Consider the following 14,755-nt stretch of genomic DNA (forward strand, 5'->3'; position numbering starts at 1 on the left):
GAAAAAGTTATTCAGTTCGGATACGGACGCTTGATGCACTGCGCATCCACATCCGTTGCCCGGGTGATACCCAGCATGGCGAGGTCACGAGAAATCTCGGCCTGCATCAGGCTGATGCCGTGCGCAACACCGCGGCAGGAGCCAACTGCCGCCGCATACGCGAACGGTCGCCCGATGAAGACACAGCGGGCACCCAGGGCCAACGCCTTGATGACATCAGTCCCGCGACGCACGCCGCTGTCGAGCATCACAGGCAGTTGCGGGACGGCTTCGACGACTTCTGGCAGAGCGCGCATGGAAGCGATGACACCATCAAGCTGCCGGCCACCGTGGTTCGAGACGATGATTCCGTCGACACCGTGCTGATGAGCGAGACGAGCATCTTCCGCAGTTAGGATGCCCTTGACCACGAGCTGCCCCCTCCAGCGGCGGCGGATGGTGGCCAGGTGGTTCCATGTGAAATGCGCACGGTCCGAGAAATCCCGCTCCACATTGCGCGAGACGATGGGGGTGCCGCGGTGGGCGTACGCGTTCTCGAAGTGCGGCACGCCGTGGCGTAGCAGCGTCCGCGCGAAGGTGCCGAGCAACCAGCGAGGATGGGTGATGCCTTGCCAGGCAAGCGCGGCGCTTGGGCGCAGTGGCGTCGAAAACCCGGCGCGCACGTTGTTTTCGCGATTGCCCGCGACTGGCGTGTCCACGGTGATGACAAGCGTCTCGACCTTGGCCGCTTCAATGCGCGCCAGCAAGCCTTCGATGTGGTGCATGTCACCGGGAAGGTAGGCCTGGAACCACGTTCCAGGAGCCGCTTCCATGACCTCTTCTAGCCGAATCAGCGACGAGCCGCTCATGATGGCCGGTACGGCAGCCCGGGAAGCTGCCTGTGCCATGACGACATCGCCGCGGTATGCAAATAGCGCGGATATCCCCATTGGGGCCAGGCCGAACGGCGCGGCGTACTCACGGCCGAACAGCCTAAAGGTCAGGTCGCGCGTCGAGACGCCGACCAGCACGCGTGGTCGCAGGGCAATGTTCTCAAACGACTGTCGATTTTGAGCAAGGGTGATGTTGTCCTCGACCGCACCGCTAACGTAGGCGTACAGCGGCTTGGGAAGACGCTTCCGGGCCATTGGCTCGAAGTCCTTCAGTGCCAACACTCGCTGCTTGAGCCAATTCGCCTGCTTCTCGTTGTGCGCCGATTGAGGCACGTAAGCCGACTCCTTCCTATGAGCGGGTTGAAGTGCGGAAGTCTGTGAGGCGTCGTCGATGGGAGCGGCTGACATAGGCGCAATGGCGAGGAGTTGGCGCCAATGTAACAACCTGTAAGCGACGACAAAAGCGAAAAATAACGAAGATAATATTTCGCTTTTAGGAAAATTTCAGGCATCGGCCGATGGGGCGCACTATGACTCTCAAGCAACTCGAGGCCTTCTACTGGGCGGCAACATGCGTCAACTTCACTGTGGCGGCGGAGCGTGTCCACCTGTCGGTTTCATCGCTGTCTAAACGGATTGCAGAACTGGAAGCGTCGCTGGACGTGGAACTGTTCGACCGCAGTGGTCGAAGTGCCGAACTGACTGCGCAGGGTGAGCAGATGTTGCCGCAGATTCGCGCGATGCTGCATGCCGCTGCGGACCTGCGGCAGTCGGCTGGGCAACGTCCTGGTCTGATTGGGCGATGCCGCATCGGACTGGGAGAACTGAGCGGGCTGACCTGGTTGCCAAAGCTTGTGCGTGAGGTGTCGTCACTCCATCCGGGTCTGCTTTTGGAGCCTCACGTGGATATCGGGCAGGTGTTGGAGCAGCGCCTCCATGACGGGGAGCTGGACATCGGGGTCCTGGCAGGACCGTCCACCCGCAGCAGCTTGGCGGCCGAGCGAATCGGCCAGGTCGACTTTGCGTGGGTCGCAAGTCAGTCGTTCCTCGAGTTGGCCGGCACTGATGACCCACGGGTGCTTATGGGCGAACAGACGCTGCTGACACTCCCGGTCGGTGCGGGCGGGACTCGGGTGCTCGACCAATGGCTGGCCCGCCGAGGGGTGATGGTCGGCCGACGCCTGATGTGCAACAGCTGGGGGGCCGTCGTTGGTATGGTGGTGGAAGGGCTTGGCTTCGGATTCATGCCCAGACTGTGGGCTGACTCGCTCGTCGAACGCGGCGCGCTGCGAATCTTGCCGGATAGCGACGCACTGGAGCCACTTCACTATGCTGTGCAATGGCGCCGCGATGACACCCGACCGTTGATTCTGGCGATGCGGGAGGTTGTTCGTGGCGCAATCGATTTCCAGGCTCCGCGCTGCTTCGTCTAGGTCCGTCGGTCGACCTCGCCGAGCCATGTCCGTAAGGGCTTGCGGATTCAACCGGTCAACGCAACGGCTTGATGGAATCGTTCAGCCGGTGTATCGAAGTCTAGTGTTTTGCGTGGGCGTTCGTTGAGTCTTCTGGCTATGGCGTTGAGCTTGGCTTGCGAGTAGCCCGAGAGATCGGTGCCTTTCGGGAAGTACTGTCTCAACAGGCCATTCGTGTTCTCGTTGGAGCCGCGTTGCCACGGTGGCTTTGGATTTGCCGCTGAGTACGACGTTGAACGGAAGTTCCGCGAAACGCGTCAGTATCAGGTGGCACCGATCTTGACGAACCCGATCTTGTCCTACGTTGGGGGGGGGCATATCCTGGGCATGCCGCGCTCGTTTTGAGGTGGGGCGGGATGTTCAGCGTGGCGGCTCGGGGCGTCCAGCACTTTCGCAGGAGATTCATCGGGTTCGGGGATTTCCAGCACTCGCATGACACCACAGTCGACACTTTGACCCACGCTTCGATCAAGGCTAAGCGCTTCTATATGATCGAGAACCGACTCTGGCTGAGCAGAACCCTCAACGCTCGCACGTCGCCGTTCAGGCTGCCGCCGAAGCCAGTGCGGTAGCGCAGCGGTGACGACAGGCCGGGAGCCCTCTTCAAGTGCGAACGAGGGAGGCGGTCTTTTACGCGACTGGCATTGTCGCAGTTGCGACACCGCATTTCAGGCGGTGTCGCGGCGGGTGGCCAGTTGCGGGTACGGCATCAGGCGTTGGCGCCTTCGGTGAAGACATCGACCTTGCCGCTGCGAGCGCCGTCGGTGTAGGCATCGAAGCTGCGGGCCGGTGTAGCCGAAACCCCGGAGCGGTCTAGGCCGGCGATGCGGGCGCCTTCGGTGAAGGCATCCAGCTTGCCGCTGCGGGCGCCGTCGGTGAAGGTGTCGGTGGACCGGAAGTCGTAGCCGTACTTGTCGGCGGGGACCGAGGTGCGGAATTCGTAGCCGTACTTGTCGCCGGCGAGGGTGTCCTTGGCGGAAGCGGCCTGGGCGGCGCCAATGGCGGCGAGCGACAGCACGAGGGTGGAAGCGAGCTTGAGGGCGAAGGTCTTGGTCATGATGTTCTCCAGTATCTTAAAATTCGTTGAATTTCGTTGATTGTTCGCTGCGACTGCCAGAACGTTGCTTTGTTTATGCGCGCCGTCCATGTAACGAACTATAGGAGAATCATCGGTGCGTTAGATTAGCCTTATCCGGATAGATCGTTCAGAATTTTTGAATATTTGTCGCTGGCATCAGGCAGCCGCTGGCCGCCATCACCGCCGGCGCCACCATCTGTGCGAACAAGCGCAACACGGCCACTTCGCCGGGCGTCCACGCGCTGCGCGCCGCAAGGAAGTTGAACGTCCCCACGCATTGTCCGCGCTCGCATACCGGCACATTGACCACTGCCGAAAGCGACAGCCCGCGAATCGTCGAGATATCGTCGAACACGGCCTCAAGCGCCGCGTCCCCTTCGCCCACGAAGACCTCGCCCTGCTGCAGCACCCAGCGTGTCCACGGCGTGTCAGCCTTGTACTTGCGGCCGCCCACGGGGTAGGCGGCGGTGTCGGAGGACCATAGCCGTACCACTTCAGAGCTGGCGCGCCGGTAGGCGTTGATGGTGAGCAGCCCCGGGCCCAGCAGCGCGGCAGTGGCGCTGCCGATCGCATCGAAGGCGATGGCGGGCTTGGCTGCGCGCGCCAGCGTGTCGCATAGCGAGGCTAGCAACGCCACAGGCAAGGTCACGACGGAGGGCGCGGCATCATTCGCGATATCGGTCACGGCTTCACTCCCCCTTGATGCCCAGGTCCCGGATCAACTTGCCATAGCGGTCCGCGTCGCGGCGCAGGATGGTGGCGAATTGCTGGGGCGTGGAGGTGGCGGTTTCCACGCCGATGGCGTTCATCTTTTCCTTCACGTCCGGCAGCGACATGATGCGGTTGATCTCCTGGTTCAGCCGTGCCACCAGCGCTGGCGGCATGCCGGCCGGGCCGAAGGCGCCATACCACACGGACAGTTCATAGCCGGGCACGGTCTCGGCCACGGTGGGCACGTTGGGCAGCAGCGGTGAGCGCTTGGCTTCGGTCACGGCGAGCAGGCGCAGCTTGTTGGCCTTGACGTGGGGCAGGGTCTGCGTGCCGGCGGAGAACAGCAATTGCGTTTGCCCGGCCACGGTGTCGACCACGGCGGGCGCGCCGCCCTTGTAGGGCACATGCAGCATCTGCACGCCGGCCATCTTTTCGAACAGCACCGCGCTCAGGTGGTTGGTGGAGCCAGGGCCGGCGCTGGCATAGGCCAGCTTGCCGGGGTTGGCGCGCGCGTAGGCGATCAGCTCCTTGACGTTGTGCGCGGGCACCGATGGGTTGACCACCATGGTGTTGGTGACAAAGGCCAGCAGGCCCAGCGGGGTGAAGTCCTCCACGCCGCGAAAGGGCATGTTGGGCATCAGCGCGGGGTTCATCGCGTGCGTGCTCATGGAGCCGACCAGCAGCGTGTAGCCGTCGGGCTTGGCGCGCGCCACCATGGCAGAGCCGATGTTGCCGGAGGCGCCGGGCTTGTTGTCGACGATCACCGGCTGGCCGAGCGAGCGGGTCAGGTGCTCGGACAGCACGCGGGCAAGGATGTCGGTGGAGCCGCCGGCGGCCCACGGCACGATCAGCGTGATGGGCTTTTGCGGGAAGGGATCGGCGGCGCCGGCACCCGAGGCGGCGGCAAACAGCGCGAACGTGGCAAGGCCCAGCAGGCAGCGCTTCAAAACGGCTTTCATCTCTTTCCTTCTCCGATGGCTATGCGAACCGCACGGTGCGATCCGGTTTGATTCGATCCTGCAAGTCAGGTCCAGCTGACCAATGCACCAATGCACCAATGCACCAATGCACCAATGCACCAATGCACCGTCAGCGGCCCACGGCATAGCCCTGCATGCCGCGGGCATTGGCGCCGGCGCGCAGCACCAGCCGCCCCTGCGCATCGCGCGCCCGCGTGCACGCGGACATCCGCCCCTCCGACCACGGCTCGCCCACCTTGACCTCGTGGCCGCGCGCGCGCAGCGCCGCGATGGTGTCCTCGGGCAGCCGGGACTCCACGCTGAGCCGGTTGAGCACCACCGAGCGCGGCCAGAACGAGCCGGGGAAATGATCGACATGCCAGGCCGGCGCATCGATGGCTTCCTGCAGGTTCATGCCATGCACGGCGTGGCGCAGGAAGAACGCGACGGACCATTGATCCTGCTGGTCGCCGCCGGGGGTGCCGAAGACCATATAAGGCTCGCCGTCGCGTAGCGCGAGCGAGGGCGACAGCGTGGTGCACGGGCGCTTGCCCGGCGCTAGCGTGTTGGGCAGGCCCGGCTCCAGCCAGGTCATCTGCAGGCGGGTATTGAGCGCGAAGCCCAGCTCGGGAATCACCGGGCTGGACGACAGCCAGCCGCCCGATGGCGTGGCCGCGACCATATTGCCCTCGCGGTCGATCACGTCGATGTGGCAGGTGTCGCCGACGAAGATCTCGCGCTCGGCCCATTCCGCCACCGGCGGCATGGCCGCAAAGGTGGGTTCGCCCACGCCGAAGCGCACATCGGCGTGGCGCAGCGTGCGCGCCGCCGCGCCGAGGTCGGGCAGGCGTGGCGCGCGGCCGCCGACCGTGCCCGGCAGGATGTCGAGCGAGGCGTGTTCGCCGATCTGGCGCGCGCGCGCGGCGAGGTAGCCGGGATCGAGCAGGCCTGCCAGCGGCGCATCGCCAAAATCGGGGTCGCCGTACCACGCCAGGCGGTCGGCCATGGCCAGCTTGGCTGCCTCGGCAATGCGGTGCACGAATTCGGGCGAGGTGGGGGCGTGCGCGGCGAGATCGGCGTGGCGCAGCATGCCGAGTTGCTGCAGGAACGCCGGGCCCTGGCTCCAGATGCCGCACTTGGCCACCGTATAGCGGCCAAAATCCAGCGTGGCGGGCGCCTCCACGGTGGGCGTCCAGTGCGCCATGTCTTCAAGGCGCAGCAGTCCTTTATGCCGCTCGCCAGTGGTGTCGCGCACCGCCTGGGTACGGCAGAAGCTGTCGATTTCCTTGGCGACAAAGCCCCGGTACCAGCCATCCAGCGCGGCGTCGATCTGCTGCTCGCGCGTGCCGCCGGCGGCTTCGGCCGTCTCGACGATGCGGGTATAGGTGCGTGCCACGCCGGGCACCGTATGCAGGCTGCCCGGGCGGGGCACGCGGCCATCAGGCAGCCAGACGGCCGCCGAGCTGTGCCATTCGTTCTGGAACAGTTCGCGCACCGCCAGGATCGCTTGCGAGATGCGCGGCACCAGCGGGAAGCCGTCGCGCGCATAGCCGATGGCGGGGGCCAGCACATCCGCCAGCGTCCAGGTGCCATGGTCGCGCAGCATGGTCAGCCACGCGCCGAAGGCGCCGGGCACCGTGGCGGGCAGCAGGCCGATGCCGGGCACCAGGTCCAGTCCCATGGCGCGCATCGCGGCCGGGTCGGCCAGCGCGGGCGCCGGGCCTTGCCCGCAGATGGCGCGCACCGCGCGCTCGCGCTCGCTCCACAGCAGGATGGGCACCTCTCCGCCCGGTCCGTTCAGGTGCGGCTCCACCACCTGCAGCACAAAGCCGCCGGCAACGGCCGCGTCGAACGCGTTGCCGCCGCGCTCCAGCACGCTCATGGCGGTTTGCGAGGCCAGCCAGTGGGTGGACGAGGCCACGCCAAAGGTACCGACGATTTCCGGGCGGGTGGTGAACATGGAGACTCCGTGGCGGATCGGGCAGGGTGGCGAAACGCGCTGGCGCCAAAGCACGCAACGCAAGCCGAATGGGGTTGGTGCCTGGGAGTATAAGGTCACCGGATAACTGTTTTTGGTCAAAAAATTATTGTTGCATAACGGATTGGTTATGCATTGCGCGGGTCATGGTCGCACTCAGACTAGCCCTTTGCCAACGCGAAGAGCAGAAGCAGGACATTCACAACAATCAACGCGTACAACACCAGCATGGGCGCCGGCGTGCTCCGGCACTGCGCAACCACTTTGCGCAAGCGCCCGTCCCGTCCGCGGTTGAGCAGGTAGGCCAGGCCCATGCCGAACGCGCCAAACCAGGCCAGGTTGCCAAGCGTGCCCCTGGGGCCGGGAGCCGGCCTATTGGCGAGTGGGGGCGCAGCGGCGACCGCAGGCGAAGCAAGGAACGATGCGTGCGTGGTGGTGGCGGCCATGGCCGGTGGCGCGTTGTGCAGAGCGGCCATCGGTTGCGCCGGTGCTGGCGGATTCTGTCTGAGCGGCATTGGCCTGGCTGCTTCGCCGCGTCGTGGGCTGTTATGCGCTTCCAGCTTCTCGTGCTGCGTGCCGGAGCGATTGGCGTCCCGGGCTGACTTCGGCCTGGCATCATGCTGCGGCCATTGCGCGAAGACACCGTCAAGACAGTGCACGGAGTCGCAAGCGTCCCGCTTCCTGCGCCAGGCGACGATGTCCGCTTTGCGAATTGCACCCGCGCGTAGCAGCCGTTGCTGCTCGGCATAGATGCGCTCATAGCCAATCGACAGAAGGGCGTAATCGCAGATGAGCCGCGCCGCGCGTGGGCGTTTGCCTGTTTGCCGCGCGCATGCCTGGTGGCTTGCTGCCGGGCCTTGGCAGCCGGCAGGGGCCGCACGGGGCGCTGTTTGACAGACGATGTCGGACGCCTGCGCACCAGGAATGACAAACAGGCTCAATGCGAGGAGGACGGCCAGGTGGCCTGTGACCCTGTTCATCGTGTCTTCTCATAGAAGTGACGATTTTGGCGCTTAAGGCCCAGCCGGGATCCGCCAGACATTGTGCTACAACGTCACGACCGCGGTCCGCGCGTTACCGCACGTATGCTGCTAGCGCCGGTGGTTCAAATGTGCCCTAGTAGAATCAAAGGCTTGCAACGCGCACAGGCACAGGACTTTCATTGCCCTCACCAGTCGACAAACTCCAGCACAACCTTATCTCGCGCCTGCGCCTGAAGCACCTCGCGCTGCTCCTGGCGCTGGACCGCCAGCGCTCGGTCTCGCGCGTGGCGGCCGAGATGGACCTGACCCAGCCCGCCGTGACCAAGGCGCTGCGGGAGATCGAGGAGATCTTCATGGTGCCGCTGTTCGTGCGTTCGCGCCGGGGGCTGGAGCCAACGGGCACCGGCGCGGCGGTATTGGCGCATGCGCGGCTGGCCATGGCGGATACGGAGGCGCTGGGGCGGGAGCTGGCGGTGATCGGCGCCGGACTGCATGGGCGGCTGCGTATCGGTGTGATTCCCTATGTGGCGCCGGTGGTGCTGGACGCGGCCTGCTCGCACGGCCTGCAGCAGCAGCCGCGCGTGGCGGTGCTGGTGCGCGAGGGCACCACGGATGAACTGGTGGCGGCGCTGCGCGCGCACGAGCTCGATTGCGTGATCGCGCGGTCCTTTTACGCGCCGGGCGACGACATCGCGCAGACGCCGCTCTACCGCGAGGAACCGGCGCTGGTGGTACCTGTGGACGCCGCTGCGCGGCTAGCGCGCGGCAAGCTGGACTGGCAGCGCCTGGCGGCGCTGGACTGGGTCTTGCCGCCCGCGCACACGCCGATCCGGCGCACCATCAACACGCTGTTCGCCACCGCCGGCGCGGTGCCGCCCACGCCAATGGTGGAAACCTATTCGATCAAGACCATCGCCACGCTGATGCGCAACCAGCCACGCGCCATCACCATCGTGCCGCGCGCGGTGGCGGCCGAACTCGCGGCCACCGGCAGCGCAGCTGTGTTGCCGCATACGCTCACGTGGGACCTGCCCGCGGTGGGCGCGATGTGGTTGCGGCGCACGGAGCATAGCGAGCCGCTGCAGGCGCTGGTGCGGGCGTTGCTGGGGGCAATGTCAGCTGAGGGATGAGCCGGCGGGCCATCGTATGGATGGCCTGCCGCCCTATAGCGCTCGCCTGGCGGTTTGCTGCACCATGTCGCGAAACACCTTGGCCGTGGGCGAGAGCGGTACGCTGTGCCGGGTGATCAGGCCCAGGGTCCGCGATACCTCGGGCTCGACCAGCGGGATGCCGCGCAATGTGGCATGCGCCTTCACGGGCAGGGCCAGGCGCGGCACCGCGGCGACGCCCAGCCCGGCTTCGACCAGCCCGAGCAGCGTCGACACATGCGCCACCTCGAAAAAGCTTGTCGGCCTGCGTTCGCAGTTTGCCAAGGCAGAGTCAATCAGTACGCGATTGCCGCTGGAGCGATCGACAGTCATGAACCGCTCGTCGGCCAGCTCCGACCACCTTACGCTTTTGCGGCGCGCAAGCGGATGCGTATGGCAAACAGCCAGCACAAACTTCTCGCTGAAGATCCCTTCGAAGGCGACGTCCGGCTCCTGCGTTCCGATGAAGTTGATGCCGAAGTCCGCGCGCCCGGTGATGACGGCATTCAGCACGGTGTTGGCGCTCTCATCCAGTACACGGACCCGGATGCGCGGGTAGCGCTGCGCGAATCGCAGGATGACCGATGGCAGGAAGTAGTAGGCGGCGGACGGCACGCAGGCCACCGTCACCAGGCCGCTGCGCTGCGCGGCAAGGTCCGTGATGTTCAGCACCCCTCCCTCAAGCTCCTCGAGTGCCGCCCGTGCGTGATCCAGGAACAGGCGTCCGACGTTCGTCAATGCAACGTGACGCGTGCTGCGTTCGAATAGCTTGACCCCCAGGATGCCTTCGAGCTTTTCAATGCGCCGGCTCAGTGCCGGCGGCGAAAGGTGGAGGTCGTCCGCAGCCGCACGGAATGACAGCCGGTCCGCTACGGCCACGAATGCCTGCAGTTCCTGCAAATCGAAATTGATGCGTGCCATGCAACGATGTCTCCCGGGATTGCAATATACAAATTATTACCTGGGGGACATCATAAATGCATGAGCAAAGACATTCCCTGTGTATTGATGCGTGGCGGTACTTCCCGCGGACCCTTGTTCCGTGCGGACTGGCTGCCCGATGACCCGGCCAGGCGGGATCAGGTATTGCTATCGGCGATGGGCTCCCCCCATGCGTTGCAGGTCGATGGGCTTGGGGGTGGCAGTTCGCTGACCAGCAAGGCGGCGATCGTGTCGCGCTCGCATCGGCCAGGATGCGACATAGATTATCTGTTTGCGCAGGTTGCGGTCGACAGGAATCGGGTCGACACCCGTCCCAACTGTGGAAACATGCTAGCCGCCGTGGCGCCATTCGCCATCGAGGAAGGCTTGGTGCAGGCTGGCCAGCGCGCGACCACCATCCGCATCTTCAACGTCAATACCGCGTCAGTCGTCGAAGCCGTGGTCCAGACCCCGGGCGGCCAGGTGACCTATGCCGGCGATACGCGGATCGACGGGGTTGCCGGGACCGCGGCCCCGATCATGCTGAACTTCCTGGATGCATGGGGGCGCGTGACCGGCGCCATGTTCCCCACCGGGAACACGATCGACGTGATCGACGAGGTCCTGGTTACCTGCATCGATGCCGCCATGCCTCTCGTTGTCGTTCATGCGGCCTCGCTCGGCGTGCGTGGAGACGAAACACCCATGGCGCTCGATGCCAACAAGGCGATGCTCGCGCGGCTGGAGTCGCTGCGCAGGGAGGCGGGTCGCCGCATGGGCTTGGGCGACGTCAGCAACAGCGTCATTCCGAAGCCCGTTCTCGTTAGCCGCCACGGCAGGGCGAATGAGATCACGTCGCGCTATTTCACCCCTTTGCATTGCCACGCGGCACACGCCGTGACAGGTGCCGTCGGCATTGCGGCGGCCTATTGCGTGCCAGGGACCGTAGCCAACGGGCTCGCTTCGACGCCCTCGCCGGAAGGCCGCATCGTGGTGCATCACCCTGCCGGCTGCATCGAAGTCCACGTCGAGCTGGAGCGTGATGGCGGCCCGCCGCGCTTCCGGCGCATCGGGCTCGTGCGCACCGCCAGACGCATCATGAAAGGCATGCTGTCCGTTCCCGACGAAGTGCTGGGCTGATGTCCAGGGCGCTTCGACCTGCTTCGCATCACGACAAAAAACACCAGGAGACCATCATGATTTGTACCTTCAGGCATGCCTGTGCCATCGCGCTGGCCCTCACCGTCGGCGTGGCGCACGCGTTCCCCGACAAGAACTTGACGATTGTCGTTCCAACCTCGGCGGGTGGCGGCAACGATGCCATGGCGCGCGTGATCGCCCAGCGCATGAGCGTGTCGCTCGGCAAGCCGGTGGTGGTGGAAAACCGTGCCGGCGCCAACGGCGCGATCGCATCCGAGTATGTTGCGCGGGCCAAGCCGGACGGGCATACCATCCTGTTCGGATACATCGCGACGCATGGGATCAACCCGGCTCTTCAGAAGCTGCGATACGACCCCGTCAAGGATTTCGCGCCGATCGGCATGGTCGCCAATTCCCCCACCTTGGTTGTCGTCAACCCCATGGTGAAAGCCGGCGATATGCAGCAACTGATCGACCTGGCGCGCACCAAGGATGCCAACCTGAACTATGCCTCCGCGGGCAGCGGCACCGCGCCCCATGCCGCCGCGGAACTATTCAGGCTCGCCACGCAGACGCAGATGGTGCACGTGCCTTACAAGGGCTCGGCGCCTGCGCTGGTCGACACGATCGCCGGCAATACGCAGATCATGTTCCCGAGCTTGTTCACCGCCTACCCACAGATCCGCAACGGCAAGGTACGCGTTCTCGCCGTGGCCAGCAGCAAGCGCACGCCGCTGCTGAGGGACACGCCGACACTGAACGAACTGGGGATCGATGTTGCCGTCGATCAATGGTATGCCATGTTCTCCCCCGCTGGCACGCCCCCGGAAATCGTCGCCCGGCTGAATGCCGAGCTCAATGCGGCGCTGCGCGACCAGGCGGTCGCGGACAAGATCGCGGAGCAGGGCGCCTACGTGCAGACCAGCACGCCACAGGAACTCGGCGCGCTCGTGAGCGCCGAGGTCGCCAAATGGAAGCGGGTGGTCCAGGCGGCCGGCATGACGACGGACTGAATCCGGCAATTCCCGGTGTGCGGCGCCAGCCCTGTCAAGCTCGGTGCATCGCGCGTTCGCGCACCTCCTTGCCTCACGGCATGGCCTTGCAACATGGCCTCACAGAACCTGACCACGGGGGACAAATGAACCAATACCGGCTCGCCATGCGCGTCGCAAAACACACGTCGTTCGGCGCGATCTCGACACTGCTGGCGTGCGCCGCGCATGCCCAATCCAGCGCGACGCTGTACGGCGTCGTCGACGCCGGCATCCGGTATGCGACCAACGCCAATACCGCCAGGGACGGCAAGCTCGAACTATCGGAGGGCGCGCTGAACGGGTCGCGCTTCGGACTGCGGGGTAGAGAGGATCTCGGCGCAGGGACTGCAGTGGTCTATGTGCTGGAAGGGGGCTTTGACCTCGGCACGGGAACTGCCCTGCAGTCATCCGTCGCGGGCTATGGTCAAGCGTCATCTGGTGGCACGGGCCGCTTGTTCGGCCGGCAGGCGTTTGTCGGCATGCAAAGCCGTTTTGGTGCGATCACCCTGGGCCGTCAGTACGGCGTGGCTTATCAGGCGATGGCCGGCGCGCAGATCTTCGGCAACCCTAACCTGGACACGCTGGCGATCGCTCGCGTCTATACCGGTAGCCGGCAAGACAATGCGCTCAAATACGAAGGAAAGGCCGGCAGCTGGAAGCTGGCCGCGCACCACGCCTTTGGTGAAGTGCCCGGCAACACGCGCGCCAATGCCAGTACCGGGATCAGCCTCGGCTACGATGACAAGAAATTCCAGGCGAGTGCGTCTTACCAGCAGGCCCGAAGTGCCAATGGCGCGCAGGCAAGAAAGACCGTGGGCGCGACGGCCGGATACGCGAGCGGCCGCCTGAAAGCGACTGCCGGATACCTCTCCAACCGCTACAGCGCCACTGGCACGCGAAACGAAGTCATCATCGGCGGCGTCAGCTATCAGTGGTCACCCGCGTGGCTGGTCGGCCTGGGCGCATTCCATGATGAGCAGAAGGACCCGGGCGGCCGGCGCTCGGCCGTCTATCTTCTCGCCGGCTACCGCTTCTCCAAGCGCACGGATGTCTATATCGAGGCCGACTACAACCGCATCACTGGCGGATACGCGCTGATCAAGTCGCAAGGAACGGTGGGTGGCAAGGTGGGTGCGATGGTCGGGCTTCGGCATGTCTTCTGACGCATCGTTGGCAACAGCGGCTTGCCGGAGCGCGCAAGCCGTTTGTCCGATGCGATCAGGCGCCGTTCAGACGGCTTCGTCCTCACTCAATAATCTCGAACTCCCCGAAATACTCCTCGTTCAACGTCAGCCCCAACCCCGGCAAGTTATCGTCCAGTTGCAGATACCCCCTGTCCGGCGCCGGCTCGCCCTTGAAGATGTAATAGAACAGCTCATTGCCCACTTCCACGTCGTGCACCGGGAAGAACTCGGACATCGGCGATGCGGTCGAGGCCATGGTGAGGTGGTAGTTGTGCATCTGGCCCGCGTGCGGGATGACCGGCACGGACCAGGCCTCGGCCATGGCGTTGATCTTCTGCGCGGCGGTGATGCCGCCAACCCGGTTGGTGTCGTACTGGATCACGTCCACCGCGCGGCGCTCCAGCAGGTCCTTGAAGCCGTAGGAGGTGAACTCGTGCTCGCCGCCGGAGATGGGGAAGGGGCTCATCTTCTTGAGTTCGGCGTAGCCTTCGATGTCGTCGGCGATCACCGGTTCTTCCAGCCAGCGCGGGTTGAACTCGGCCAGGCGCGGAATCATGCGGCGGGCGTACTCCAGCGTCCAGCCCATATAGCACTCCAGCATGATGTCGATGCTGTCGCCCACCAGCTCGCGCAGCAGGCGCACTTGCTCGATGTTCTTCTGCATGCCGGCGGGGCCATCCTTCGGGCCGTAGCCGAAGCGCATCTTCATCGCGGTGAAGCCCTGGTCAAGATAGCTCTGCGCCTCGGCCAGGAAGGCGTCGCGGTCATCGTTGTTGTAGAGCTTGGAGGCGTAGCACCAGATCTTTTCCTTGGTGCGCCCGCCCAGCAGCTTGAACACCGGCTTGCCCACGGCCTTGCCCATCAGGTCCCACAGCGCGATGTCCACCGCCGAGATCGCTGCCATGCCGATGCCCTTGCGGCCCCAGGCGTGGGTGCGGCGATACATTTTCTGCCACAGGTATTCATTGTCGAAGGGGTCCTGGCCGATCACGATCGGGGCCAGGTACTGGTCGATGATTTCCTTGGCCACGCGCGGCGCCAGCGCGCAGTTGCCAATGCCGACGTGGCCCGTGTCGGTCTCGACTTCCACCACCAGCCAGCCGTGGAAGCGGAAGGAGCCCATGGCGTCGCCGCGCTCGAACAGGATGTCGGTGGCGTTGGTGCAGAAGTGGGCCTGCGGGGGCACGGTCTTGCCCTTCCATTCAAAGACGCGGGTGCGGATGTTGGTGATTTTCAAGAGAGTCTCCGTGGGTTTGGTTGCCAGTGGCGAATGGG

13 protein-coding genes and 2 pseudogenes are annotated in these 14,755 nt (G+C 64.9%); 6 read left to right on the forward strand and 9 right to left on the reverse strand.

Annotation, left to right across the window (positions count from 1 at the left end; genetic code table 11):
- Positions 1-11: 11 nt before the first annotated feature.
- A complete protein-coding gene (locus F7R26_RS23450; RefSeq protein ID WP_241754767.1) occupies positions 12-1,127 on the reverse strand; it encodes an alpha-hydroxy acid oxidase in 1,116 nt (371 codons plus the stop codon).
- 275 nt (positions 1,128-1,402) lie between these two features.
- On the opposite strand from F7R26_RS23450, the gene F7R26_RS23455 reads away from it, so the two are divergent.
- Complete coding sequence (locus F7R26_RS23455; protein WP_150993355.1) at positions 1,403-2,305, forward strand: LysR family transcriptional regulator; 903 nt, start codon at positions 1,403-1,405, stop codon at positions 2,303-2,305.
- A gap of 47 nt (positions 2,306-2,352) precedes the next feature.
- Here the strand turns inward: F7R26_RS23455 and F7R26_RS23460 are convergent.
- Positions 2,353-2,559: pseudogene (locus tag F7R26_RS23460) on the reverse strand (transposase); the annotation flags it as partial.
- Here F7R26_RS23460 and F7R26_RS41090 point away from each other — a divergent pair.
- Positions 2,543-2,689, forward strand: a pseudogene (locus F7R26_RS41090) (acyl-CoA dehydrogenase family protein); the annotation flags it as partial. The pseudogenes F7R26_RS23460 and F7R26_RS41090 sit on opposite strands and share 17 nt — an antisense overlap.
- A gap of 364 nt (positions 2,690-3,053) precedes the next feature.
- On the opposite strand, the gene F7R26_RS23465 reads toward F7R26_RS41090, so the two are convergent.
- The 5 genes from F7R26_RS23465 to F7R26_RS23485 form a co-directional block, all read right to left on the reverse strand.
- Positions 3,054-3,401 (reverse strand): hypothetical protein, encoded by a 348-nt coding sequence (locus F7R26_RS23465; RefSeq protein ID WP_150993357.1) that lies wholly within the window; start codon positions 3,399-3,401, stop codon positions 3,054-3,056.
- A 148-nt stretch (positions 3,402-3,549) separates the two neighbouring features.
- Positions 3,550-4,107 carry a GAF domain-containing protein gene (locus tag F7R26_RS23470; protein WP_150984914.1) on the reverse strand — a complete coding sequence of 186 codons (558 nt, stop codon included), beginning with the start codon at positions 4,105-4,107 and terminating at the stop codon, positions 3,550-3,552.
- A 4-nt stretch (positions 4,108-4,111) separates the two neighbouring features.
- On the reverse strand, positions 4,112-5,092 hold the full coding sequence (locus F7R26_RS23475; protein ID WP_150984915.1) for a Bug family tripartite tricarboxylate transporter substrate binding protein: 981 nt from the start codon (positions 5,090-5,092) through the stop codon (positions 4,112-4,114).
- Positions 5,093-5,222: 130 nt separating this feature from the next.
- Positions 5,223-7,052, reverse strand: coding sequence for a gamma-glutamyltransferase family protein (locus F7R26_RS23480; RefSeq protein ID WP_150984916.1), 1,830 nt, complete (start codon positions 7,050-7,052; stop codon positions 5,223-5,225).
- A 179-nt stretch (positions 7,053-7,231) separates the two neighbouring features.
- Entirely contained in the window at positions 7,232-8,050 is an 819-nt protein-coding gene (locus F7R26_RS23485; protein ID WP_150984917.1) for a hypothetical protein, read from the reverse strand.
- A 182-nt stretch (positions 8,051-8,232) separates the two neighbouring features.
- On the opposite strand from F7R26_RS23485, the gene F7R26_RS23490 reads away from it, so the two are divergent.
- Positions 8,233-9,183 carry a LysR family transcriptional regulator gene (locus F7R26_RS23490; protein ID WP_150984918.1) on the forward strand — a complete coding sequence of 317 codons (951 nt, stop codon included), beginning with the start codon at positions 8,233-8,235 and terminating at the stop codon, positions 9,181-9,183.
- Between the two features lie 33 nt (positions 9,184-9,216).
- Here F7R26_RS23490 and F7R26_RS23495 read toward each other — a convergent pair whose 3' ends face one another.
- The gene (locus F7R26_RS23495) at positions 9,217-10,122 is read right to left on the reverse strand and encodes a LysR family transcriptional regulator (RefSeq protein WP_150984919.1); all 906 of its coding nucleotides are present in this window, start codon (positions 10,120-10,122) and stop codon (positions 9,217-9,219) included.
- Positions 10,123-10,236: 114 nt separating this feature from the next.
- On the opposite strand from F7R26_RS23495, the gene F7R26_RS23500 reads away from it, so the two are divergent.
- The 3 genes from F7R26_RS23500 (at position 10,237) to F7R26_RS23510 (ending at position 13,459) form a co-directional block, all read left to right on the forward strand.
- Entirely contained in the window at positions 10,237-11,262 is a 1,026-nt protein-coding gene (locus F7R26_RS23500) for a 4-oxalomesaconate tautomerase (protein WP_241754701.1), read from the forward strand.
- A 56-nt stretch (positions 11,263-11,318) separates the two neighbouring features.
- A complete protein-coding gene (locus F7R26_RS23505; protein ID WP_150984921.1) occupies positions 11,319-12,275 on the forward strand; it encodes a Bug family tripartite tricarboxylate transporter substrate binding protein in 957 nt (318 codons plus the stop codon).
- Between the two features lie 80 nt (positions 12,276-12,355).
- A complete protein-coding gene (locus F7R26_RS23510; RefSeq protein ID WP_170301803.1) occupies positions 12,356-13,459 on the forward strand; it encodes a porin in 1,104 nt (367 codons plus the stop codon).
- 82 nt (positions 13,460-13,541) lie between these two features.
- Here the strand turns inward: F7R26_RS23510 and F7R26_RS23515 are convergent, their stop codons facing one another.
- Positions 13,542-14,717 carry an L-rhamnonate dehydratase gene (locus F7R26_RS23515; RefSeq protein ID WP_150984923.1) on the reverse strand — a complete coding sequence of 392 codons (1,176 nt, stop codon included), beginning with the start codon at positions 14,715-14,717 and terminating at the stop codon, positions 13,542-13,544.
- Positions 14,718-14,755 lie beyond the last annotated feature (38 nt).

Source organism: Cupriavidus basilensis, assembly GCF_008801925.2.
In the GTDB taxonomy this organism is placed as follows: domain Bacteria; phylum Pseudomonadota; class Gammaproteobacteria; order Burkholderiales; family Burkholderiaceae; genus Cupriavidus; species Cupriavidus basilensis.

Coding starts and splice junctions, on each gene's coding strand:
- F7R26_RS23450 (WP_241754767.1), bottom strand. CDS start 1,127: ATGGCCCGGAAGCGTCTTCCCAAGCCGCTGTACGCCTACGTTAGCGGT.
- F7R26_RS23455 (WP_150993355.1), top strand. CDS start 1,403: ATGACTCTCAAGCAACTCGAGGCCTTCTACTGGGCGGCAACATGCGTC.
- F7R26_RS23465 (WP_150993357.1), bottom strand. CDS start 3,401: ATGACCAAGACCTTCGCCCTCAAGCTCGCTTCCACCCTCGTGCTGTCG.
- F7R26_RS23475 (WP_150984915.1), bottom strand. CDS start 5,092: ATGAAAGCCGTTTTGAAGCGCTGCCTGCTGGGCCTTGCCACGTTCGCG.
- F7R26_RS23480 (WP_150984916.1), bottom strand. CDS start 7,052: ATGTTCACCACCCGCCCGGAAATCGTCGGTACCTTTGGCGTGGCCTCG.
- F7R26_RS23485 (WP_150984917.1), bottom strand. CDS start 8,050: ATGAACAGGGTCACAGGCCACCTGGCCGTCCTCCTCGCATTGAGCCTG.
- F7R26_RS23495 (WP_150984919.1), bottom strand. CDS start 10,122: ATGGCACGCATCAATTTCGATTTGCAGGAACTGCAGGCATTCGTGGCC.
- F7R26_RS23505 (WP_150984921.1), top strand. CDS start 11,319: ATGATTTGTACCTTCAGGCATGCCTGTGCCATCGCGCTGGCCCTCACC.
- F7R26_RS23510 (WP_170301803.1), top strand. CDS start 12,356: ATGGCCTTGCAACATGGCCTCACAGAACCTGACCACGGGGGACAAATG.